The sequence below is a fragment of the Sagittula marina genome (assembly GCF_014196795.1).
GTDB classification, from domain to species: Bacteria; Pseudomonadota; Alphaproteobacteria; order Rhodobacterales; family Rhodobacteraceae; genus Sagittula; species Sagittula marina.
The window spans coordinates 71,889-95,095 of record NZ_JACIEJ010000004.1 but is presented as its reverse complement, the minus strand read 5'-3'; the positions used below and the strand labels follow the sequence as shown (position 1 = coordinate 95,095).

Annotated in this window: 22 protein-coding genes and 1 riboswitch; of the genes, 5 read left to right on the top strand and 17 right to left on the bottom strand. The window is 63.4% G+C overall.

The features are described from left to right. Positions 1-43 precede the first annotated feature (43 nt). Both GGQ68_RS08900 and alr read right to left on the bottom strand, forming a co-directional pair. Positions 44-826 carry an MlaE family ABC transporter permease gene (locus GGQ68_RS08900; protein WP_183965142.1) on the bottom strand — a complete coding sequence of 261 codons (783 nt, stop codon included), beginning with the start codon at positions 824-826 and terminating at the stop codon, positions 44-46. Between the two features lie 8 nt (positions 827-834). Continuing rightward, complete coding sequence (alr, locus tag GGQ68_RS08895; RefSeq protein ID WP_183965140.1) at positions 835-1,872, bottom strand: alanine racemase; 1,038 nt, start codon at positions 1,870-1,872, stop codon at positions 835-837. Between the two features lie 115 nt (positions 1,873-1,987). On the opposite strand from alr, the gene GGQ68_RS08890 reads away from it, so the two are divergent. After that, positions 1,988-2,767: an adenosylcobinamide-GDP ribazoletransferase gene (locus tag GGQ68_RS08890; protein WP_183965138.1), complete on the top strand. Its 780-nt coding sequence runs from the start codon at positions 1,988-1,990 to the stop codon at positions 2,765-2,767. A gap of 7 nt (positions 2,768-2,774) precedes the next feature. On the opposite strand, the gene GGQ68_RS08885 is transcribed toward GGQ68_RS08890, so the two are convergent. Further along, on the bottom strand, positions 2,775-4,250 hold the full coding sequence (locus GGQ68_RS08885) for a replicative DNA helicase (protein ID WP_183965136.1): 1,476 nt from the start codon (positions 4,248-4,250) through the stop codon (positions 2,775-2,777). A gap of 245 nt (positions 4,251-4,495) precedes the next feature. Next, the gene (locus GGQ68_RS08880; protein WP_183965133.1) at positions 4,496-5,161 is read right to left on the bottom strand and encodes an orotate phosphoribosyltransferase; all 666 of its coding nucleotides are present in this window, start codon (positions 5,159-5,161) and stop codon (positions 4,496-4,498) included. Between the two features lie 147 nt (positions 5,162-5,308). Between GGQ68_RS08880 and GGQ68_RS08875 the strand changes: the two genes are divergently transcribed. Then, positions 5,309-5,767, top strand: a complete 459-nt coding sequence (locus tag GGQ68_RS08875) for a thiol-disulfide oxidoreductase DCC family protein (RefSeq protein ID WP_183965132.1) — start codon at positions 5,309-5,311, stop codon at positions 5,765-5,767. A 9-nt stretch (positions 5,768-5,776) separates the two neighbouring features. Here the strand turns inward: GGQ68_RS08875 and GGQ68_RS08870 are convergent, their stop codons facing one another. Both GGQ68_RS08870 and pyrC read right to left on the bottom strand, forming a co-directional pair. Continuing rightward, the gene (locus GGQ68_RS08870; protein WP_183965129.1) at positions 5,777-6,244 is read right to left on the bottom strand and encodes a DUF6647 family protein; all 468 of its coding nucleotides are present in this window, start codon (positions 6,242-6,244) and stop codon (positions 5,777-5,779) included. Positions 6,245-6,573: 329 nt separating this feature from the next. Next, positions 6,574-7,608 carry a dihydroorotase gene (pyrC, locus tag GGQ68_RS08865; protein WP_183965127.1) on the bottom strand — a complete coding sequence of 345 codons (1,035 nt, stop codon included), beginning with the start codon at positions 7,606-7,608 and terminating at the stop codon, positions 6,574-6,576. Positions 7,609-7,693: 85 nt separating this feature from the next. Here pyrC and GGQ68_RS08860 point away from each other — a divergent pair, with 85 nt between their 5' ends. Further along, a complete protein-coding gene (locus GGQ68_RS08860; protein WP_183965125.1) occupies positions 7,694-7,969 on the top strand; it encodes a hypothetical protein in 276 nt (91 codons plus the stop codon). Positions 7,970-7,972: 3 nt separating this feature from the next. On the opposite strand, the gene GGQ68_RS08855 is transcribed toward GGQ68_RS08860, so the two are convergent. The 11 genes from GGQ68_RS08855 to GGQ68_RS08805 all read right to left on the bottom strand — a co-directional run bounded on the left by GGQ68_RS08855 (position 7,973) and on the right by GGQ68_RS08805 (position 20,659). Then, a complete protein-coding gene (locus tag GGQ68_RS08855; RefSeq protein ID WP_183965123.1) occupies positions 7,973-8,929 on the bottom strand; it encodes a phosphoadenosine phosphosulfate reductase in 957 nt (318 codons plus the stop codon). A gap of 135 nt (positions 8,930-9,064) precedes the next feature. Next, positions 9,065-9,724, bottom strand: a complete 660-nt coding sequence (locus GGQ68_RS08850; RefSeq protein WP_183965121.1) for an adenosylcobinamide amidohydrolase — start codon at positions 9,722-9,724, stop codon at positions 9,065-9,067. Then, the gene (locus GGQ68_RS08845; protein WP_183965120.1) at positions 9,724-10,479 is read right to left on the bottom strand and encodes an ABC transporter ATP-binding protein; all 756 of its coding nucleotides are present in this window, start codon (positions 10,477-10,479) and stop codon (positions 9,724-9,726) included. The genes GGQ68_RS08850 and GGQ68_RS08845 overlap by 1 nt, the downstream gene beginning before the upstream one ends. Further along, entirely contained in the window at positions 10,476-11,459 is a 984-nt protein-coding gene (locus tag GGQ68_RS08840) for a FecCD family ABC transporter permease (protein WP_183965118.1), read from the bottom strand. The genes GGQ68_RS08845 and GGQ68_RS08840 overlap by 4 nt, the downstream gene beginning before the upstream one ends. Beyond that, positions 11,459-12,310: an ABC transporter substrate-binding protein gene (locus GGQ68_RS08835; protein WP_183965116.1), complete on the bottom strand. Its 852-nt coding sequence runs from the start codon at positions 12,308-12,310 to the stop codon at positions 11,459-11,461. Before GGQ68_RS08835 ends, GGQ68_RS08840 begins: the two co-directional genes overlap by 1 nt. Before the next feature lie 25 nt (positions 12,311-12,335). Then, complete coding sequence (locus tag GGQ68_RS08830) at positions 12,336-14,138, bottom strand: TonB-dependent receptor plug domain-containing protein (RefSeq protein ID WP_183965114.1); 1,803 nt, start codon at positions 14,136-14,138, stop codon at positions 12,336-12,338. 134 nt (positions 14,139-14,272) lie between these two features. Next, positions 14,273-14,479: riboswitch (cobalamin riboswitch) on the bottom strand. Positions 14,480-14,612: 133 nt separating this feature from the next. Further along, on the bottom strand, positions 14,613-15,662 hold the full coding sequence (locus tag GGQ68_RS08825; RefSeq protein ID WP_183965112.1) for a glycosyltransferase family 2 protein: 1,050 nt from the start codon (positions 15,660-15,662) through the stop codon (positions 14,613-14,615). A 55-nt stretch (positions 15,663-15,717) separates the two neighbouring features. Further along, complete coding sequence (locus GGQ68_RS08820; protein ID WP_183965110.1) at positions 15,718-16,419, bottom strand: FkbM family methyltransferase; 702 nt, start codon at positions 16,417-16,419, stop codon at positions 15,718-15,720. A gap of 1 nt (position 16,420) precedes the next feature. After that, positions 16,421-18,886 (bottom strand): glycosyltransferase family 2 protein, encoded by a 2,466-nt coding sequence (locus GGQ68_RS08815; RefSeq protein ID WP_183965108.1) that lies wholly within the window; start codon positions 18,884-18,886, stop codon positions 16,421-16,423. Continuing rightward, positions 18,883-19,527, bottom strand: coding sequence for a sulfotransferase (locus GGQ68_RS08810; protein WP_183965106.1), 645 nt, complete (start codon positions 19,525-19,527; stop codon positions 18,883-18,885). The genes GGQ68_RS08815 and GGQ68_RS08810 overlap by 4 nt, the downstream gene beginning before the upstream one ends. A gap of 82 nt (positions 19,528-19,609) precedes the next feature. Then, positions 19,610-20,659, bottom strand: a complete 1,050-nt coding sequence (locus GGQ68_RS08805) for a glycosyltransferase family 2 protein (protein WP_183965104.1) — start codon at positions 20,657-20,659, stop codon at positions 19,610-19,612. 203 nt (positions 20,660-20,862) lie between these two features. Here GGQ68_RS08805 and GGQ68_RS08800 point away from each other — a divergent pair, with 203 nt between their 5' ends. Both GGQ68_RS08800 and GGQ68_RS08795 read left to right on the top strand, forming a co-directional pair. Next, positions 20,863-21,771 carry an AAA family ATPase gene (locus GGQ68_RS08800; RefSeq protein WP_183965102.1) on the top strand — a complete coding sequence of 303 codons (909 nt, stop codon included), beginning with the start codon at positions 20,863-20,865 and terminating at the stop codon, positions 21,769-21,771. 106 nt (positions 21,772-21,877) lie between these two features. After that, complete coding sequence (locus GGQ68_RS08795) at positions 21,878-23,128, top strand: vWA domain-containing protein (RefSeq protein WP_183965100.1); 1,251 nt, start codon at positions 21,878-21,880, stop codon at positions 23,126-23,128. Positions 23,129-23,207: the final 79 nt, after the last annotated feature.

Sequence of the window (23,207 nt, the reverse complement as noted above, 5' to 3'; positions counted from 1 at the left end):
ATCGCCAAGTGATCCACATGAAAACGAGGGCGCGCTGCGACACTCATAGCGAAAAGAAAACCCCCGTCAGAACGAAATTCGCCGCAAGGATCAGGATGGCCGCGGCTTCGACCGATCCTTTGGTTGCACGGCCCACACCTTGTGCGCCGCGGCCGGAGTTCATGCCGAAATAGCAGCCCATCGTCGCGGCAATCCCGCCAAAGGCGCAGCCCTTGGCAAGGCTCGACAACACATCCAGCGGTTCAAGGAAATCCACAGTGTTCTTGAGATACGAGGCGGGATTGAACCCCAGCGATCCGGTCGCCACCGCAAAGCCGCCGAAAACCCCGATCACATCCCCCACCGCGACCAGCAGGGGCACTACGATCAGCGCCGCCAGAACGCGCGGCGCGACAAGGTATTTCATCGGGTTGGTGGATAGCGTGGTCAGCGCGTCGATTTGCTCGGTGACCTTCATTGTGGCGATCTCTGCCGCGATGCTGGAGGTCACGCGCGCCGCGATCATCAGGCCCACCAGAACCGGGCCAAGTTCGCGCACCATGCCGATGGCAACGATCTGCGGCACCACCGCCTCGGCGCTGAACCGCGCGCCGCCTGAATAGATCTGCAACGCCAGCGCGGCCCCGGTGAACACAGCCGTCAGCCCGACCACGGGCAGCGAGAGCCAGCCGATGTTCAGCAGCGCCACAGCCAGTTCGCGCCCATAAAACGGGGGCCGGACCATGTGGCTGACGGCGCTGAGGGCAAAAAGCGTCACACGTCCAATGGCCGCCAGCAGCGCCAATGTGGCACGTCCCAACGCACCCAAAGCCTGCAGGAGAGCCATGGCCGCGCTCACCCGCCGAGATAACTGCGGTCGTAACGCGCGCCGAGCGCGGTGAGAATTTCGTACCCGATGGTCGCGCCCCAATCGGCCAGCGCGTCGATGCCCTGGTGTTGGCCAAGCAGCTCCACCGTTTCAGGCATGCGATCCACGGCGCTGACGTCAACCCCGATCAGGTCCATGGAAATGCGGCCAAGCACCTTGCACTTGTGCTCTCCGGCCCAAACGCTGGCCCGTGGTCCCATGGCGCGGAGGATACCATCGGCGTATCCACCGGCGATGGTGGCGACGCGGGTCGGCCGCTCCGCCACCCAGGTGTTGCCATATCCGACGCTTTCCCCGGCCAGGACGTCACGCGACTGAATGACGGGAATATCAAGTGACACCACGGGCTTGGCATCGCTGAACGGCAGGCCGCCATAGACGCCGATCCCGGGCCGGGTCATGTCGAAATGGTAGTCCTCGCCCAGCAGAACGCCCCCGGTGGCCGCCAACGAACGCGGCGCGTCGATGCCCTCGGTCATGGCGACGAAGGCCTGCAATTGACGGCGATTCATGGCGTGATCCGGCTCATCGGCGCAGGCAAGGTGGCTCATCACCAGACGCGGCTTTTGCGCCAGGGCAATGTCGCGCAGCGCCGACCATTCGGCGGGCTCCATCCCCAGACGGTTCATGCCGCTGTCGAGCTGGATGCCAAAAGGATGGCCGGGCAGCCCCTCCACATGCATCAGCATCTGGTCGATGGAGTTGATCATCGGCACCAGCCGCGCATCGCGGATCAGGGGCAGATCGCCGGGCATGTGGCCGGAGAACACGCAGATGTCCACGTCCGGTCCAAGAATGCGGCGCAGCTTTGCCCCTTCTTCGGCGATCGCGACAAAGAAGGTGCGCGCGCCAGCCTTGGCCAGCGCCGGGGCGACCCGGTCGACACCCAGACCATAGGCGTTGGCCTTCACCACCGCGCCGGTCTCGGTCTGGGAAAGGGCGTTGAGGCTCTGCCAGTTGTCACAGAGCGCGTCGAGGTCGATTGTCAGTCTTGCCTGGGCCATGGCGCCTGTCTTGGCAAGATTTGATGCCGGGTCAAGAGGGAAACGCAGTCGCATTAGGTGGTTATTGGCACTCTGACTGCCATATTGAAGTATGACGTTCGAGAGACCACTGCGCATGAAACGGGCCACCACGCAAAGACTGTCGCTTCAAGCGGACTTGTTCCGCCGCGCGTTGGCGTCGACGACAGGCTTGCCCGCGGCGCGCGGGCTGCTGCCGTCCGATGATCTCGACATCCGGTCTCGCCAATTCTGGCCCGTGACGCAGGCGTTGTGCGGATTGATGGCCGCGCTTGTGCTGTGGGGGGCAGGGCTGTTCCTGGCGCAAATCGTTGCTGCGGTTCTTGCCTTGATCGCCTTGATATTGCTGGGCGACGGCGGCAATTGGCAGGGGTTGGCGGCCACAATGGACGGGCTGACGTCAGGCCGCCGGACACAGGACGTATTGCGGCGCATGCGCTTGCCGGGGCTGGATGCCTGTGGCGGCATGACACTCGCCTTGGGTCTGGGATTGTCAGCCGCAATTGTGGCAACGTTGCCGTCCAGCGCCGCGGGTGGGGCGCTGATTGCGGGCGCCGCACTGGGCGGCATGGCGCGCGTGCATGTAAAGGCGACAACGTGGAAAGTCGGCACCGAAGGGATGCAGGCGCGGCTGTTCACCATCACCGAAGACGGCTACCGCGTGGCGCTGTTGTCGACCCTGCTCGTGCTTCTGGGGCTTTGGCTGACCATCGGATTCGGCGCGGCCGCCATGGCGTTTCTGGGGGCAGTTACGTCGGGCCAGACCCTGCGCTGGCGGCTTGTGGCCCGGCTGGGGGGCTTTACGCGCGAGGGGCTGGGCGCAATTCAGATCGCGGCCCAGCTTGGCGCTTATCTCGGGCTGGCCCTGGCGGTGTAGCGCAGGATCAGCCTTCGTTCTGCCAGGGTTTCACAAGGTTGCCAAAGCGCGTGAACTGGCTTTCGAACGACAACTCGACCGTGCCGATGGGGCCGTGACGCTGTTTGCCGATGATGACCTCGGCCTTGGCGTGCAGGCGGGACATGCGTTCCTGCCAGTCCACCATCTTGTCCAGCTCGTGCTCGCCGGGCTTTTCCCGTTCAACATAATATTCTTCGCGGAACACGAACATCACCACGTCGGCATCCTGCTCGATCGAGCCAGATTCCCGAAGGTCGGACAACTGCGGGCGTTTATCCTCGCGGCTTTCCACCTGGCGCGACAGCTGGGACAGCGCGATCACGGGAATATTCAGCTCCTTGGCGATGGCCTTCAACCCCATGGAGATTTCGGCGATTTCCTGCACGCGGTTGTCGGCGGTGCCGCGCAACAGCTGAAGGTAGTCGACGATGATCAGGTCAAGCCCATGCGTCCGCTTCAGGCGACGCGACCGTGCCGCCACCTGCGAAATCGGCAGGGCAGGGGTGTCGTCAATGTAAAGCGGGCAGGCTTCGAGATCCTTGGCGGCCTGAACGAAGCGGCGGAACTCTTCCTCCTCCATGTCACCCTGACGGATCTTGTGGGACGAAATCTCGGAGGCTTCGGCAAGGATACGACCCGCCAACTGTTCCGCGCTCATCTCGAGGCTGAAGAAGCCGACCACGCCGCCCTCCAAGGCGCCATGCGATCCATCAGGCTTTGCGCCCTTGCGATACGCCTTGGCCACGTTGAAGGCGATGTTGGTTGCCAGCGAGGTCTTACCCATCGACGGGCGTCCCGCGAGGATCAAAAGGTCGGACGGGTGCAACCCCCCGAGCTTCTTGTCCATGTCGAGCAGCCCGGTCGAAATGCCGGCCATGCCGCCATCGCGCTGATAGGCGGCGTTGGCCACGTTCACGGCTTCTGTCACGGCGCGCAGGAACGATTGGAAACCCGATTCAGACTGTCCCTGTTCCGCCAGCTTGTAAAGCTTCTGTTCAGCGTTGACGATCTGCTCGCTCGGCTCGGAGGCCACGTCGACCTTTGCCGCCTGATCGGCAATGTCGCGTCCCAGACGGATCAGGTCGCGGCGAATCGACAGATCGTAGATCATCTGCGCGTAATCGCGCACCGCAAAGGTGGACACGGCGGATGCCGCCAGTCGCGCCAGATAGGCCGCGCCGCCCAGCTCGGCCAAGCCCTCGTCGTCGGCCATGAAGGCCTTCAGCGTGACCGGCGAGGCGAGGTTGTTCTTGGCGATTCGTGCCGCGGCAATCTCGAAGATGCGCTGGTGAACCGGGTCATAGAAATGCTCTGCACGGATCAGCGTGGCGATCCGGTCAAAGATCTCGTTGTCGGTGAGGATGGCACCCAGAAGCTGCTGCTCAGCCTCGATGGAGTGGGGCATGGTCTCCGCCGCGTCGACTTGGACTCCGGTCGGATTGATCGCTGCGATCTCGTTCATGGTTTCCCCATTATTCTGCTGCTGTTTGGCCTGTCGCCCAGGCGGCCCACCTAGCAGATGCCAAGGCCGTCAGGCAAAATGTATATCTCTGGGGATATCTCTGTGGACCGTCGGAAACACCTTATCTTGCCCGGAAAACGCATCCCCGCGCAAGATTTGGTTTCGCTGTCTACCGGCTTTTCGGCGAGGTTACGCCGTTGCAAAAATGGACGCGCGTAAATGTAAGGCTTTCGCTACGTCAACAATCAGGCGCGGGCAGCGCGCCAGGCGTGCGGATCCTTGAGGAACGCCTCGACCTCGGACAGAACGCCGGAATGCTTCGCTGGCGCCTCTGCGAGCACCTCCCACCAGGTGCACAGGTGGTGCAGTTGCACGCCGTGATCGCCCAGCGTTTTGATCGTCTCCGGGAAGATACCGTAATAGAAAATGACCGCTGTATGGCCACATGTCGCCCCCGTGTCGCGGATGGCGTCCACGAAAGACAGCTTTGATCCGCCATCGGTGGTCAGATCCTCGACCAGCAGAACGCGCTCGCCCTCGGACATGGCACCTTCGATTCGGGCGTTGCGACCGTAGCCCTTGGGCTTCTTGCGGACGTAGGTCATGGGCAGCGCCATACGTTCCGCCACCAATGCGGCAAAGGGGATGCCGGCTGTCTCGCCACCGGCGATGTTGTCAAACGCCTCGAACCCGGCGTTGCGCATGACCGTAATGGTCAGGAAATCCATCAGGGTGGAGCGGATGCGCGGGAAGGAGATCAGCTTGCGGCAGTCGATATAGACCGGCGACAATTGACCGGAGGCGAGCTTGAACGGCTCGTCTGCCATGAAATTCACCGCCTCGATCTCCCACAACATGCGCGCGGTCAGGCGGGCCATTTCTTCGGCGGTGGGGTAGGTCGAGGGGATCATGGGCGGCACTCCTTTGGGCTGCCCGCCGATTAGCGGGTTTTGCCCGGAGGGGGAAGCCCGCAGGCGCGTCTCCGCTGCGTGTTTCGATCAATTGCCGCGTGTGCCGCGCGCCGTGCTGCGATAGTGTCTCTTGGAAGGAGACTGCTCATGCGGCCCAAAACACGATTGCCCCATTCGTACCGCGCCGATCCGGCGGTGCCTGACTTTGATGATCGCTATACAGTCGTGGTGATGGATGGCGATTGCGCGATCTGTTCGGCCACGGCGCGGCGCATCGCGCGGCTTGACCGGGCAGACCGGATCCGCATTTGTACGGCGCAGTCCCCCTTGGGGCAGGGGCTGCTCGGTCACTTCGGTTTGAACCCCGATGATCCGGACAGTTGGCTTTTGCTGGAAAACGGGGAAGCGCGCGGCTCGCTCGATGCGATGATTGCGCTTTTCCCCCGGCTGCATCGAGGGTTTTCGCCGCTGAAGCTGCTGCGGGTTTTGCCTATTGGCGCCCAAGATTGGCTGTATGCCCGGATCGCGCGCAACCGCTATCACTTTGGCAAAACCGACCTCTGCGCCATGCCCGACCCGGAACTGCAACGGCGCCTGCTGCCATGACTTCGGGTGTCAGCAGCTCTCGTACAGGTCTTTCCAGATGTTGCGGTTGGACATGGGGTCAGGCAGGCCAAGCGTTTCCAGATAGACGCCGCCGATCTCGTAGGCCTCAGCCTCTCCCCTGGATACGCAGCTCCAGGTTTCGCCGCCTTGCTGGTTTTGGGCGTGGTGTACCAGTTCGTGCAGCAAAATCTCACGCCAGAGCGGATTGTCATGCGGGTTGTCAAAGTAGCTCGCGCCCGAAACCTCTTCGGCAGGAACGATAAAGATCACATCAGGCCCGTCACGTCCCGCGACATACAGCGCGTTCAGCCGTTCCTCCACCCCGTCGGCGGGCATCATGTGGGCGCGGCCGCGGAAAAACTGCTTCGTCAGATCCTGTCGGCTGACCTCGACCACCACCGGGTGGTCCATGCCCGCGACGTTATAGGCGCTGTGATCTTCCACGAAGCTGAGAAGCAAATCAATCAAGCCTTCCATGGATGGCTCCTTTTTTCTGTCCCTCGGTCTTGACCGACTTCCAGAACAGGCTAACTGAAGACCCCTTAAAATCAAATGAAGCCTGCGGTCGGAGCTCCTGTCATCGCAACATTTGGTGAAATGCTGTGCAATCTTTACCATATGCGGAGCTGACCGTCGGCGAAAACGCGCGTTGAAGGCGGATCTGGCGGTGATGGATCAGTCAGCTTCGCAGACGTTTGGCGTGACAGCGATCAATTTGTCGGTCACGAAATGCGCGGTGATGTGGGAGAGTTTTTCCAGTCGACCAATGGCCGGTCGGGGCACCGTCGGGCGGTGCCCCAGAGGTCTTAGAGGACCCGCCAATGCAGCGGCATCATGGGATCGAACACGGTGACCGGGCCATCCTCTGTTTCGATCTTGTCCGGATAGACAACGGGCGCGCCCTTTTCCAAGGTCACGGTCTGGTCGCTGACCGGTAGCCCGTAGAACCGGGGTCCATTCCGAGAGGCAAATGCCGACAGCTGATCCAGCGCGCCTTCCTGTTCGAACACTTCGGCCAGGATCGACAGCGTGTTCGTTGCGGTGAAGCATCCCGCGCAGCCACAGGCGTTTTCCTTCAGCGGATCGGTGTGCGGCGCCGAGTCGGTTCCAAGGAAAAACGACGGATCGCCCGAGATCGCAGCCTTGCGCAAGGCCAACCGATGCTCTTCGCGCTTGGCCACGGGCAGGCAGTAATAATGCGGCTTGATCCCGCCCACCAGCAGCGCGTTGCGGTTGATGACAAGGTGATGCGTGGTGATCGTCGCGCCCAGATCGTCACCACCCTCGCGCGCGTAATCCGCGCCTTGAGAGGTGGTGATGTGTTCCATCACGACGCGCAGGCCGGGCGTTGCGCGTCGAATCGGGTCCAGCACGCGGTCGATGAACACAGCCTCGCGGTCAAAGATGTCGATGTCCGGGTCCACGACCTCGCCATGCACGCACAGCGGCACACCGTTTTCCGCCATCGCCTCCAGTACCGGGCGCACCTTGTCGAAGTCGCGCACGCCAGACGCAGAATTCGTCGTCGCACCTGCCGGATACAGCTTTACCGAGGTGATGATGCCATCCTTATGCGCCTGCACGAGGTCGGCAGCGTCGGTTTCCTGCGTCAGGTACAGCGTCATCAGCGGCGTGAAATCGCTGCCCTCGGGCAGGGCGGCGCGGATGCGGTCGCGGTAGGCGCTGGCCTGCGCGCCGGTCACGACCGGCGGCACGAGGTTGGGCATGATGATCGCGCGTCCAAAATGGCGTGCGGTCTCGGGTGTCACGGCACGCAGCATTGCGCCATCGCGCAGATGCAGGTGCCAGTCATCGGGGCGGGGCAAAGTGATCTGGGTCATGCGATTGAGCTAGCATGAGGTCGGGTTCTTCACCAGAGCCACGATGCGGGTTAAAACGTCTGAAACCGAAAGAGGGAATGTGGCGATGATCCTTACAGTCATCCTTGGCGCGCTGGCGGGATGGGGCGCTCGGCAGATCGAAACGCAGGTGACCGACCAGCTGTATCGCTGGCTGGGCGATGACCACATGATCGCCGATCAGGATCGTGGCGTGGCGTCGTTGCTGCTGTGCCTGATGGCGGCGGCGGCCATCCTCAGCCTGCTGGGCGAAAGCGGTCGGGTCTTCCTCTTCACCCTGATTGCCAGCCTTGGCTATTTCCAGCAGGAGCTGCGCGCTAGCGTCCTGTCCCGCAAGCGCTAGCGCTCACCCGACCTGTTGTGTGGCGCCGTCTTCGGTGTCCGACGCGGCGGCATCAAGCCCGGCCAGTCGGCGCCGGAATCTCGGTGCGTTCAGGCGTGATGACACATTGTGACACAGCATACGGGTCAACGCGTCGCGTTTTTCACCGTCCGTATGCGCAAGAAGCCGGCGCAGATAGGGCAGATAGCTGCGGCGTGCGCGCATGTAGCCCGCAAAACGTTCCCGGGTCAGATTGCCCTCTGCCGTGTCCTCCAACAGTCTTGGCATCACGTCCATCATGCGAACATCGGTCTGCAAGGCGTTGCCAAACAAAGACATTCTATGCTTGGTCACATTCGATCGTGTGAACAAAGCCGCGTGCATGGCGTCCAATCTCTCGCGCGGATCGTACAGGACGTAGGCTGCATCGGCGGCGTCCAGCATGTCAGGCGCATAGCCATAGCGCGAGGTGAAATCCAGGCGCCGCATGTCTGTGAACCGGTCATCCCATTCGGTCACGCGCGGATCGAGCGTGGCCTGCGGTTGCAGCAACAGCACGCGGGCACCGGGAGCGGCCACGGAAAAGGCCGCCGCTGCGTAGCCGCACGGGCCGGCACCGTAAAACACCACCTGTTCGAATTCGTCGAAAAAGTCGTCATCGAGCAGTTGGTCAAAGAACTCATAGACACGCGGATCGCGGAACCAAGTGTCGCCGTGGCTCAGCAGCGAGAGCGAGGACCAGCCTTTTGTGCGCACCATGTCAAAGCCCAGCGGCGTGCGGGTTTGCGACAATGCCTCGATGCCCGACATGGTTTCAAACGACACCAGCAGCGTGTCGCCATCCTCGATGAAGATACCGGCGTGTCGTTTGCCCAGCGGTTCCGCAAAGCCGTGTTCCTGCCCCAACGTGCGCAGGGCTGACAACCATTCGCCGCGGCCAAGCGCGCTGAAATCGGGGGAAAAGCCGTTCTGTGCTGACATGCCAAATCCTTTGGCTCAATGCTGTGGCCAAACCTGTGGCCGAAATGGAAATTTCCGACGCTTCTCACGCCTACAGGGAAACAATGTCGTCGCTCAATGGCAAGAGTGTGGCGAAGAGGGGGAGTTTCTGTGTGCTTACTGGCCGGGACGCGGCTCGGCCTTCCAATCGCGCGCGCCGCGGGACACGGCGTCGTAGACGGCGCGGCCAACGGCTTCTCCCAACGCGGTGTGCAACCCGGCAAAGCAGGTCGACCCCTCCGGCGCGGCGACGGCGACGCAATCGGTTCCGGTGCCGGTGGCGGGCAGCCTGTCCGGACCAATGCGAATCTCGGCATCCATGATGGCTGCGGTGCGGGCCTGAACGGCAAGGCTCATGGCCTCCAGCATCGCGGCCTGCGTCAGCCCGGTGGATATCTGCACTGCCACGTTGATCGTCCCGGTGGGCGGCGCGTGGTAGGGCAGGCGCTGGCCGATCCGCTCTGCATTCGACAGCCCTACGGTGGCAAGGCAAAAGACATGTGTATCGCCAACCTGCGCCTCGGCAGTGCAAAAGCGGCGAATGTCGCGCGAGGTCAGAAACGCCACGCTGTCGGCCACGCCGCGCGCCTGCAAGGCGTCGTCGAACCAGACCGCCACATCCAGATCCTCGGGAAGGTCGGCATTGCGCACTTCGCGCCAGACGATGCGATCCGCGATGACAAAGCCCGGACGGTTCAGCGCCCAGCTCAGCACCTGCATGGGCTGGCCAAGGTCCAGCGTCAGCCAGGGACGATCCAGCGTCACCCGGTCCGTCATCAGATCACCGAGAGCGGCTGAAACACCGGACCTTGGTCAGTGTCGCGGAAATAGGCGGTGATCCCGAACACATCGCGCAGGCTGTCCAGCGTCAGCACATCTGCTGGCGCGCCATCAGCAGCAATGCGCCCTTCGGACAGGATAATCAGGCGCGTGCAATGACGTGCCGCCAGCCCAAGATCATGCAGCGAGACGATGACGCTGCGTCCGTCACGGGCCAGCTTGGCGAAGGTCTCCATCGTGGAAATCTGATGCGCCGGGTCCAGTCCGGCCACCGGTTCGTCCGCCACGATCAGCGGCGTGTCCTGGGCCAGGGCGCGGGCGATCAGAACGCGCGCCTGTTCGCCGCCTGACAGCCGGGTCGCGGTGCGCTGGCGAAAGGCTTCCAACCCCGTCGCAGCAATGGCCGCATCCACGCGGGCATGGTCCTCGGCGCCGGGTTTCTGGCCGCCCGCCATATGCGGAATACGGCCCAGCATCACCAGCGTGTCCACTGTCACGGGCCAGGCGATCTCGCGCATCTGCGGCATCCACGCGGCGGCACGGGCGCGATCGGCGTCGCGCATCACGGCGATGGAGCTCTGCCCCTCGTGCGCGACCAACCCAAGCGCCGCGCGCATTAGGGTGCTCTTGCCTGCGCCATTGGGGCCGATTAGCCCGACGCATTCGCCTTCTTCCACGTCAAAGCTGACATCGCGCAAGACGGGCCGATTGCGCAGGGTGACGCTCAGGTGCTCGACACGCAAAAGGCTCATCCCAACTGGCTCCGCGTCTTGTAGATCAGGTGCAAAAACAGCGGTGCACCCACCAGCGCGGTGACAACGCCTAGCTTCAGGTCGCGCTCTGGCAGGATCAGACGAACGGCGATATCAGCGGCCAGAACCATCACAGCCCCACCCAGCGCCGAGGCCCATAGCAGCCGCGAGGGACGCGCGCCGACCAGCGGGCGCAGGATATGGGGAACCACCAGCCCGACAAAGCCGATGGCCCCCGCCACGGCCGTGGTCGCTCCGATCACGCATGCCGTGCCCAACACCAGCACCAAGCGCAGGCGGGTCAGGCGGATGCCCATGGCGCTGGCCGCGTCTTCGCCCAGTGTCAGCGCGTCGAGGCCACGACCCAGCGACAGCAGCACGCCGCCCCCGACCAGCACGAAGGGCAGGGCGATCCACACGTGGGTCATCGACCGGTCCGCAAGCGAGCCCATCATCCAGAACATGATCTCTGACGCCGCAAAGGGATTGGGCGAGAGGTTCAGCACCAACGAGGTCAGCGCCCCGCTGAGCGCCGAAATCGCAATCCCGGCAAGGATCAGCGTCAGCGATGACCCGCGCGGCCCGGCCAGTGCGAGGATCAGCAGCACCCCGATCAGCGCCCCGGCCAGCGCCATCAGCGGCAGGCCCAAGGTGACCGTCGCCGCCACACCCGTCTGGATCGCCAGCACGGCCCCCAAAGCCGCAGCGCCCGATACGCCGATCAGCCCCGGCTCGGCCAGCGGGTTGCGCAGGTAGCCTTGCATCGCAGCGCCCGACAGCCCAAGGCTCGCGCCCACCAGCACCGCAAGGATCGCGCGCGGTAGACGAATTTCACGCATGACCATGGTCAGCGGGCTGGAATCGTCGACGATCAGCGCGCCAAGGCTTTCAAACGGCCCGATCTGCGCCGGGCCAAGAGTCAACGCGATCACAAACAGGCCGACCGTCAGCAACGATAGCCATAGCGCAGGACGTGCCATCAGGGCTCCTTGGTCAGGGCGTTGCGCAGGGGGCGCAGGCTTTCGATCGCGCGCAGCACATAGGGCGTGCCGCAGACCCAATCCTTGTCGGAGAAGCTCGCATCCGCGCGCCCCTCGCGCAAGGCTTCGACCACGGGATGGTCGAGGATCGCCTCCGACCGCGACGCACCGGGGTAGGGGCGGGACGTGACCAGCGCGTCCGGCTGTGCCAGCGCCAGAACCTCCAGCGGGATACGCCCGAAGGAGGGAAAGCCCAACGTGCCTGCGATGTTCTCGAACCCGGCGGCGGCGAGGATTTCGCCCGACAGGGTCTTGTCACCGGAGGTGTAACCGTTGGCATAATACAGCGCGGCGGTGGGACGTTCATCGACCTCTGCGCGCAGGGCAGCCAGCCGCGCGTCGAAATCGGCGATCATGGCGTCCGCAGCCTCTTGCTGTCCCAGAAGGTCGCCCATCTGCGCCATGCGATCGCGCACCTCCGCGAGCGAATAGGCCGGTGCAAAGCGCGCCACGGGAATGCCTAGCCGTTCCAGCATATCCAGGGTCGCCTGCGCCGAATAGCTGCCCGCGATCACCAGATCGGGCTGCATGAGATAGATATCCTCGGCCAGCGCATAGTTGATGCGGTACTTCTGCGCCTCTTCGGTCATGGCAGAGACCTGCGGGTCCAGCGCCACGTCAGAGACGGAAATCAACTGCCCCTCCGCCGCCAGCATCATGGCAAGCTGATCGGTGCACAGGTTGACGGAGACGACCCTTTCGGGGCGCTCCGGCATGTCCTGCGACATGGCAGGCAAAGCCACCGCGACCGTGGCCGCGATGACAAAAGGCCCGGCGCAGGCCCGGAGCATCCCCCGGACCCGCGACGGGATGTGCTCAGAAGGAGGTCTTGATACCGACATAGACAGCCCGACCCGAGGTGTTGTAGCCGCCAGCGGTTTCGTAATCCTCGTCCAGCGCGTTTTCGACCCGAATGTACAGTTCGCTGTCGTCCATCACGTCGTAGCTGAGGCCAAGATTGACCAGCGTGTAATCACCGACCTTGTGATCCGCCGGGGCAAATTCCGACGCCTCGATGTCGGCCAGACGCTGCACCTCGGCACTGCCACGCAGGCGCGGGGACAGATCTGCTTCTACACCCAGAACCAGATCGTAGCGCGGCACACGCTGTGCCGCGACGCCATCGGTTTCGGCGTTGGTATAGGTGTAGGCTCCGGCAAAGGTCACAGCATCATTGAGCGCATAGGCCCCCGACAGTTCCAGCCCCTCGGATACGGTGGTGCCGGAAACCTGATTGTAGGTCGAGGTCCCGAAATCATAGTCAATGCGGTCGTCGATCTCGGTGTAGAACAGGGTCGCCTTCACAAAGGTGTCCTGACCGTAGCGCTTTTCGATACCGATCTCGGCGGTGCGGCTGTTCTCGGGGTCAAGATCGGGGTTGCCGTAAGAGCTGTAGCGCTCGAACAGGGAGGGCGCGCGATAGCCCGTGCCCGCGACGGCGCGCAGGATCAGGTCGGGGGCAATGCCGTAGGTCATGGCCAGACGCCCGGTGGTCTGCCCGCCAAAGTCGGAATTGTCATCGTGACGCAAGGCGAACGACAGTGTTGCCGCATCGTTCATCTGCCAGCGCACTTCGCCGAACGCCGCGCTGTTCACCTCGTCTTCCTCATCGAAGCCTGAGGTCTCCGCAGTTTCCACGGTGCCGGTCAGGCCAAAGTCCGCGGTGATCGCGCCACCGGCGTCGTAGCCCAGCTTGAACTCCGCCTCATCGCGCATACCGTCGAAAAACGTGGTGAAGCCGGTCGGGTCATCGCGCTCGATGGAATAGCGGCTGAAGGCCAGCAGCGCCGTCAGCGGGCCGCCGTTGTTACCTTCGGCGAACACGCGCGCGCCGCGCTCGATCGTGAAATTCTGACCATCGGGGTTGGTGTTGCTGCGGTCGATGTCCAGCTCGCTGTCGCGCCAGAAGGCGGTGAAGCCCACTTCGACGGCCTCTGTCGCGTCGTAGCGGGCCGAGGCCACGACCTCATCCTGCCAGAACCCATCGTCCTCATCGTTGCCCGGACGGGTGGAGAACCCCTCCGTCGCGGTGCGGCCAAAGGTCAGGCCGATCTCGCCACGTGCGGATTTATACCCGGTGGAAGCAGACCCGATGAATGTCTCGTAGCTGCCGGCCTCAAGCGCGACCTCGGCGGAGGCACCGTCACGCGTGGGCTTCCAGCTTTCAAGGTTGATAACGCCGCCAATCGCTTCGGAGCCATAAAGCGCCGATTGCGCGCCCTTGAGCACCTCGACCCGCGACACGGCCGTGCCGGACAGGCGCCCAAAGTTGAAGGACGTCTGCGCACTGGACGGGTCGGACATGTCGATGCCGTCAAAGCGCACGGCGGTATAGCGCACGTCCAGCCCCCGCACGCGCAGGTTGGTCGTGGTGCCAAGCCCGCCGTTGGATGAATAGGACAGGCCGGGCTGGCGCGACAGGGTCTGCAAAAGCGGGGTGTCGGCAGCCACGGACAGCGCGTCTTCTTCGATGATCTCCACCGTGGAGGCGGTCTGTTCTGCCGGAACCGGCGACAGGCTGCCCGACAGAACCAGCGTGCCAAGGTCATAGGCTTGCGCGTGTGCGGTCGAGGCCAGCGCACAAAGCGCGGTGGTGCAAAGGATGCGTGCGTGGGTCATACACGGACACTCCGTCTTGGTGATCCGGTCAGGGACCACGGGTCAGATCTGGTGCCCGACAGACAGATCCGACGGGCCCGACGAAACGTCACCTCAACGGAATGGGACCGTAGCTCCTGACGCGCCCCGCGTCTGGCTGGGTGATCTCTTCGGCAGGTCTCCTGACTTGTGGGTCGCAGCTTGGCCGGTCCTTCCCGCGCAGGCAACGCCTGACGCAGTGGTTTCTTCCGGCTTCACTCGCCACTTACAGTTGCGGGGGCAGTCACGGCATTGGGCCAGATTGCCCGCACCGCATTCCCTATTATCCGGAAAGTGTCCGGACCGAAGCAGCGCCTGACTAGCCGGGCCGCGCACACGGGGAAAGCCGTCGCTTGGTCGTAGAGCGCGCGGATGCAGGGAGTGCGGCGCGAATGCAACACCGCGCGGCCGATATTTGGTGCACGTGATCTGCGCAGGACGATACGGCGGTCGCCCTCAGTCCGTGTCGTCGCCTTGCCGGGCCATCGTGGCGTGCCGGGCCAGAAACCGCGCGGCGTCCAGAGGGACGGGGCGCGCCGGGGGCGTCATCAGGAGCCGGGCAAAAAGCGCGCGCATGGGCTCCTGCGCCAAAAGCGCCTCGAACCGCGCCTTGCGCCATGCGACGGCCTGCGTGTGCAACAGGTCCAGCACTGGATCAGCGGCAAACCCTGCTCGATGCTCCGCCACCCCCGGCAGATCAAGCACGGAACGGTCTTCGGCGTCACACCAGTTCCGCTCCACCCAGTAATCCATTCCAAGCGATTGATCCGCATGCACCGCGCGGCCCCGGTCGGCCTTGAGCACATAGCTTTCCATCGCGCCGAGCGGGTAGTGGTTCAGTTGCGCCATGGCGTACATGGGCCGCCCATAGTTGGAAAAGATCCGGCGGGTGCGGAACTGTGCATCCAGCGCGTTGCCGCAGCCATCCACCCACCGCGCCTGATTTACCCGGTCGGGATCGGGGTTGCGCGGCCGATGCACGCCAAGCTTTCGGTAGGTACCATCATTGCGGTAGAGCGTTTTGAACATCGCCGCGCGCCATGGCCAGTGCATGATCTCGGGCGCGGCGCGGGTGAATTGTTCAGGGATCGGAGTGTCCTCGAACCGCACCACGCCCGCATTGCCAAACAACCGCCACGTGAGCGTTATGGCATCCGCGTCGGGCAGGGCGGCGATGAGGCCGGGCAGGGTACGCTCGCCCACGTGGACGTTCACGAATTCGTCGATGTCCAGCGACAAAAGCCAGTCAGCCTCCCGCACGGCGCTGCATGTGTCGGCCAGCTTCAGCCCGGTGAACTGGATGCCTCCTTTGCCATAGGGGCCATCGTTGCGGATGTGGGTCACGTGTCCCAGCTCGGCCAGCCGATCCAGCATCGCATCTGCGCCATCGTCACAGGCGTTGGACAGGGCCACCACATGCGTGACGCCACAGGCCAGATGATGCGCCATCCAATCCAGCAAAAAGGCCGCTTCGTTGCGGACGCAAAGCACGGCTGTGATGTTCATGTATCGCAATCCTGTGGCGTGTTTCGGGGCTGAACCTGACAGACCCTGCGCGGCGTCACCAGCCCTTGCGGAAGGTCACGACCTTCTGTTCCGAGGCTTTCGGGAAATAGCTCAGGCCGGCCTTGTGCATGGCGTCAAACACCGCCTGCACGCCGCTTTGACCGATCCATTGCGGGTGCAGCTCGATCACCGCCACACGCAGGCCGGTCCAATCCCCGGCGGGCAGCACATCGGCCTCCGCGCCTTCGATGTCGCACACCAGGACATCCGGTTTCACCTCATCCAGAACCGGGCCAATGGCGTGCTGATCGATCTGGGCGGTCCCGGTGATCAGATCCGTGTCAATGGTGCCATCCATCGAGGACGCAAGGAAATTCTGGCGAATGTAAAACGGCACGGGGTCGCCGCCCTCCGGCGTCAGCAGCGCGTTTCGCACCTCCGCGACCTGCACCCCGTTTGCGGCATGAACCGACCGGATATAATCGATCAACGAGGGGTTCGCCTCGTAGGACACGACCCGCTTGACCTTCTTCTTCACCGACAAAAGCGTCGACATGTAGCCCATCCCCGCCCCCAGTTCGAGCACGGTATCCCCTTCGCGCACCACGCGCATCACGGCGTCGCATTCCTTGCGCTCGTAGGTGCCCTGCTTCAGCGCAGCCCGCACGCGACCGGTGGTCAGCTCCGGATGCTTCGGTATCTTCAACCCGCGGGAGCGGATGAAGGGGCTGGGCGTGATGACCTTTTCGTCCTCCATGTCAGTTCTCCAGATCAAGGGACAGCGCGTAGGCCACCCGTTCCGTTTCCGTCAATTTCAACGACAGCGCCTGCTGGTACAGCTCTTCGAATTCCGGGATGCGGTGAAGCTCATCTGCCTTGGCGCGGTGCCAGTCAAAGGCCCGGCGGTGCCAGTCCTTCAACACCGGGTCCGCCATCAGCCGATCCAGTTCTGCGCGCAGCCGGGGCAGGTTGCGCTTGATCGTCACGTCGCGGTGCACCGACCAATCCATGCGAATCCAGTAGTTTATGCCGATGCTGCGGTCCACGTGCAGGGCGCGGCCGCGCTGGCGTTTCACCAGATAGCTTTCGGCGGAGCGCAGCGCATAATGGTTCAACTGGATCAGGTCATACCCGATGGATTTCTTCGACGAGCGCCAGCCGTTCCGGATCGCCTCGGAGGTCATGTCCTTGCCCGAACCGTTTACCCATTTCACTTGCGCGTCCATCCCGTCGGTCAGCTTGTTGGGCCGGTGGCAGGACATCTTGGCATAGGCGCCCATGTTCCGGAACATGGTCTTGAATCCCCAGACGGTGTGCGGCTTGGGGCAGAATTTCGGGGCGCAGGTGTCGAACTGTTCGATCACCGGACGGTCCTCCAGCGTCACCACATCGTTGTGGCCAAACAGCCGCCAGGTCATCGCCACATTGGTCGCATCCGGCACCGCGGCAAAGAAATCGTCCAGCGTGCCATTGCCGGTCCGGATGTTGACGAACTCGTCTACATCGATATGGGCGATCCATTCAGCGGTCTTGATCACCGGCTCATTCAGCGCATTGTCCAGCGCGAACTGTTGCGGACTGTTGCCGGACCAATTGTCGTTGTTGCGGTGCTGGACAAGGCCAAGCTCTTGCAGCCGATCCAGAATTTCGCGCGTCCCGTCAGTGCAGTCATTGGTGTAGATCAGGAACGTGTCAAAGCCGACGGCGCGGTGATAGGCCACCCATTCAAGGATGTAGGGACCTTCGTTCTTCATGCAGCCGACGATCACGCGGCCAGAGCTGCCCGTGGGAATGTCGCGCGCGGAAGAGGGCGTATAATCAATGCCTTGCACGTCTTCCTTCACCTTGCCCATTCGGTTGTGCGGGGCATAGGAGGAGGTCTGTAGCTTGACGAAGTTCTGCTTGGCCAGATCCGGCATCAGTCGCCGCGCGCTGGGGGTCAGCAGCGCATCAACGTCGTTGGGGACCATGGGGCGCGCGGCTTTGGCTGCGGCGCGCAAAGCAGGTGAAACATCGGCGGCCGCACAAGCCATTTCCGGGGCCGATACCGTCGCGGCGCTGCCCATCGGGGCCGGTTGCGCTGCGGCACGGTGTGCAAGGTCGGCGGCCTTGTTTGCCAGCTCTTCCTTCGTCGCCTGATTGATCCGCCGGCGAAACGCCATGAGGTACTGCGTCGCGCGAAAGCCGCGCGTCGGGTCCGCCTCAGCCCAGTCGGCAACGGGCGCGTCCGGTGCCATCAGCCTCTCCGGAAGATCATGTTCGTCGCAGAGCATTTTGATATCGTTGGAAAATCGGTCCGTCAATGCATGCAGGCTGCCGGGCGCGATCGCCGGACCATGCACCTTGATCTCGCCCAAAAGCTTGCGCCACAACTGTCGGGGCAGAATGACGTCCTCGCGCGCCAGCAACCGCAGGGCCGCGTCGTTGAACAGGCGACAGCGGGTCATCCAGGCCGCCGAGGGCTGCTCTGGCGGCGTCCAGGGGTCGGCCTTGCCGATGGTTTCCGCGATGTCAAAGGCCGCGCGGCATTCCTCCGGCGCGGTCTCCGACGACAGCACATCCGGATCGGTGGCGCGCAACCGCATGGCGCCGGGGCCGAAAACCGCCTCCCATTCGGACGTCATCCGCCTGAAATCGAGCCAGAACTGCGCGCCTTGCACCTCCGCGAACACGCCTGCCTGCGGGTCTGGCGCGGGACGTGTGCGCAGCGCGGCCTCCCGGAACGACGGCGCTTCACAGCAAGCCAACTCCGCCTCCAGCGATGTGGCGCGCCCTTCCAGCAGTTGCGCGGTGTAGCGTCGTACAGCCATGCGCGCCGGATCATCCAGATGCGCCACGATGCGAATATCGTCGGACATCTGCGACAGCAGGGCCTTGAGCCGCGCCAGCTCCGACCGGGTGACCAGCGACGTTCCCAGCTGATGCGCCGACAGGATCACCGTGTGACAGCCGGAGCGCGCCACTTCCTCCGCCAGCTTGCGGGCCACATCATCATGCAGCACCTGCTGTTTCTCCGGGGTGATGTACCCACGATTGAAGCGCAGAGAATCCACGTTGGCCGGGGCGCTGACAGCCATGAAAAGCCGCGTGTGGTTTCTTGCACCGGGAGACCGGGCATACAGCACGCCCTTGGACCTCAACTGGTCGCGCTTGGCGTCAAGGATCCGCTGCACCCGGTCAGAGGTCGCGGCATCCGGGCCGATATGAACAAAGATCCGTGTCACGCCACCGGGTCTCCGCCGGGGGGCTGCGTCACGTTCTCTCGTCCCCACCAGGGCAAGGGCATACCGATAAACGCCGACAGCTTTTCGGCTGCATCCGGCGCGCCGACATCCAGTTGCAGATAGTTATCGCGGCCCGCGAACACGTCGCGGTGCATGTCCAGCATGGTCTCGATCCACGTCACACGCTCCGTCCAGTTCTTGCCAAAACCGTGCGGCAGGCCGGGCATATTGGCCTGCGCGACGCGTTTCCCCATGTTGCGGAAATTGTCCATGCTGGCGCAAATCGCCTCCGGCGGGCGGGTCGTGGTCACGAACTTCACGTCCGGGTTCTTGTCCCGCATGGCTTTCAACAAGGCGTAATCGCACTGCGGAAACAGCGCGAGCGGCGGCTTCAGCCCGCTGATTTCCGTCAAGGCATCGTAGAAGTCCAACAGCTCCAGCGGATTTCCCGTCGCATACCAACTGGTGTAGATGCCGGCCCCGACGAAATCGCGCCGAATTCTGGTGTCGTCTGTGTGCTCTCCGCGCACGCGGTGATCCGCAACGAACAGGCCCGCTTCTTGCAGCGCGCGGGCAAAGGTGGTCGTGCCGGTCTTCGGCAGGCCAAGGTTGACGATCTTGAGGCGGCCAGTCTGGGTCATGTCACGGCCTTCCTACACAAGATTGGAGCGCAGCGTCGCTGGCCAAATTCGTCCCGACCCGATCCGCGCATCACCAGTGGTATCATGCCAACCCCAGCTCCTTCATCAACGCGTACTCACCGGGAGGATAGGGGGGCAGCCCCTTCAAATGTGCAAACATCTCTCGATAGGCCGGTTGCGCCATCAATTCGTCGCGTTTGGCCTTGTGCGCGGCCACGGCCCGGGCGTGCAGCGCGCCGATCCGGCCGTCCGCCTTCAGCGCCTCAAGGGCCGCTTCCAGCTGCGGCAGATAGCGCTGTATGCTGGTGTCCTGCCACGCCGGATCGTTACGTTCCCGCCAATAGGTGTCGTCAAAGGCCCGATTTTCGCGGTTCACATCCCCGCGGTCGTTCTTCACCAGATAGCTGTCGAGAGAGCGCAACGCATAGTGGTTCAACGTCGCGAAGGCCCGCGCCCCGGCGGCGGGAAACTTGCGGATCCGGCGCGGGTTGTCGGCCACAAGGAACTTGTGCGGCACATCCCGGCCCGCTCCGTCAGTCCACGTTGGATAAGACCCCTTGTCGAGACCCTTCTTGAAAAACGGGCGATGCGCGCCGAAGTACTGCAACGGAAAATCCTTGCGCACCAAAGACTTCAGCTCGATTGCCGTCTCGCCACACCACAGGTCGGGGTTGTGCGAATGATCGAACTGCGCGATCACCGGCCGGTCTTCGAATGCGTCAACGCCGCCATTGGCGAAAAACTGGAAGGTCACGGAAATCGCCTGCGGATGGCCGCAGGCCGCGATCAACGAGGGGATCGTGTGATCGCCCACATGGATGTTGAGGAACTCGTCCACATCCGCCACCCAGACCCAGTCGGCCTGTTTCACAACCGCCTGATGCGCCGCGTTCTTCAGCGCCTCCATCTGGTAGTTGCGACCCTTCGCGGGGTTGGGCAAATGAACGACGTTGCCTGTCAATTCAGCCAGATCATCCCGGCCCGCCAAGGCATCCAGCAGGGTATCGGTCCCGTCGCTGCAGTCGTTGGAATAAAACAGGTGATCTGTCACGCCCAGCAGGCGGTTGAAGGCGATCCACTCCAGCAGGAAGGGGCCTTCGTTCTTGACGCATGTGACGGCGGTGATGCGCATCGGCGCTCCGCTTCCTTCGTGTTCGTGAGGCGGCTCTGCCTGCTGTCCCATCCCGGGTTGGCCCCGATGATTATATGCACGAATCATTACATTCCGGTGGTCCCGCGTCAACGTCCACCCGAACCGCAGGGCGCAGTGTGCGACCTTCGCGCTATTGACCCCATGCCTGCGGGCTGGGACACCTCTCCCCCAAGGAGAGAGACATGACCATTCCCAATACGATTGACGAGGTGCAGGCCCGCCTGTCCGAGACCGGCTACGTGTGTGGCCGCGCGCTGGCGACCGTGGTGTTCTTGTCGCTGAAACTGGGCCGCCCGCTGTTCCTCGAAGGAGAGGCAGGCGTCGGCAAGACAGAGATCGCCAAGGCCTTGGCCAAATGTCTGAACCGCCGCCTGATCCGCCTGCAATGCTACGAGGGCCTCGATGCGTCGAGCGCCGTCTACGAGTGGAACTTTCCGGCGCAGATGATCGCCATCCGCACCGCAGAGGCGGCAGGCACACAGGACCGGACCGCCCTGCAGACAGAGCTGTTCGGCAAGGACTACCTCATCGAACGCCCGCTGTTGCAAGCGATGCGCCCCGATGAAAACGGCGCACCGGTCCTGCTGATCGACGAACTCGACCGCACGGATGAACCGTTCGAGGCCTTCCTGCTGGAGGCGCTCTCCGACTTTCAGGTCACCATTCCCGAAATCGGCACCATCGCGGCGCCCGAGCCGCCCATCGTCATTCTGACCTCCAACCGCACGCGCGAGGTGCACGATGCCCTCAAACGTCGGTGTCTCTACCATTGGGTCGATTACCCCAACTTCGACCGCGAGGTAGAGATACTCAATGCCCGCGCGCCGGAGGTCTCCGAGCAACTCTCGAAGGAAATCATCGCCTTCGTGCAATCGCTGCGCACCGAGGACATCTTCAAGAAGCCGGGCGTCGCGGAAACCATCGACTGGGCCAAATGCCTGCTCGCGCTCGATGTGGTCGATCTCAGCCCGCAGGTGATCTCCGACACTCTTGGCGCGATCCTCAAGTATCAGGACGACATCGCCAAGATCGGCGGATCGGAAACGGCCCGCATTCTCAAGGACGCGAGAAAAACCCTCGAAGAGGCATAAGCCGTCAATCCGCGGGCAGCACGCGCCCCGGCGTCTGTGCTTTGTGAAATACTCCGGGGTCCGGGGCAACGCCCCGACCCCCAAGGCCGCACCAAGGACCGCACCCATGGCAGAATACATCCCGCTGTCCGTGCCGGACAATCCAAGACTGGCGCAGAACATCATCCATTTCGCGCGCGCCCTGCGTCGTGCGGGCTTGCCCATCGGGCCGGGCCGCGTGATCGAGGCCATCAAGGCCGTGCAGGTGGCAGGCTTCACCGACCGCATGGACTTCTACTGGACACTGCACGCCTGCTTTGTGAACCGTCCGGAACATCGCATCGTCTACGCCCAGATCTTTCGCCTGTATTGGCGTGACCCCCGGTTCCTCGAACATATGATGTCCATGCTGCTGCCCGCCGTGCGCGGCGTCCAGGAGGAAAAGCTGGCCCAGGCCGCCGAGAAACGCGCGGCTCAGGCGCTTTTGGGCGACGAGATGCCGGAAATGCCCGAACCGGAGCAGGAACAAGAGGCCGAGCAGATCGAAGTCGACGCCTCCTTCACCATCTCCACCGAGGAAAAGCTCAAGACGCTGGATTTCGAGCAAATGTCGCTCGACGAGATCGCGCAGGCCAAAAAGATGATCGCGCAGCTGACCTTGCCGGTGAAGCCGATCAAAAGCCGTCGCTCCATGGCGGCCTCCCACGGCAAGCGCACCGATCACCGCAAGACGATCCGCGATGCCGTGCGCAAGGGCGGGGAAATCCGCGCCATCGCCCATGCCAAGCCGCGCTTGCGGTGGCCCAACCTTGTGGTGCTTTGCGACATCTCCGGGTCGATGAGTCAGTACAGCCGCATGGTGCTGCACTTCCTGCACGCGGTCGCCAACGAAAAGGGGCAGGGCTGGGCGAAGGTGCACGCCTTCACCTTTGGCACGCGGCTCACCAACATCACCCGCCACCTTGCCACCCGCGACGTGGATGCCGCGCTCAAGGCCGCCGGGGCCGAAGCGCAGGATTGGGAGGGGGGCACACGCATCGGCGACTGCCTGCATCATTTCAACAAGCACTGGACCCGCCGCGTCATGGGGCAGGGTGCCGTGGTGCTGCTGATCACGGACGGGCTGGACCGGGATGCCGCCTCCGACCTGGAGAAGGAAATGCAGCGCTTGCAGTTGTCCTCCAAGCGGCTGATCTGGCTGAACCCCTTGTTGCGCTGGGACGGGTTTGCGCCCAAGGCCAGCGGCATCCGTGCCATGCTGCCGTATGTGGACAGCTTTCGCGCCGGCCATTCCATCCAGTCGCTTGAACAACTGGCCGAAGCGATCTCCAAACCCGACGATGCAGGCGAAAAGGCCCGTCTCATGGCGATGCTGTGACGCGCAAGGGCCTGCCCTGAGGGCGCTCTGTCTCTGCCCAGCGTTAAACCGCCTGTTTCAAATGCGCCACGCAACCGAA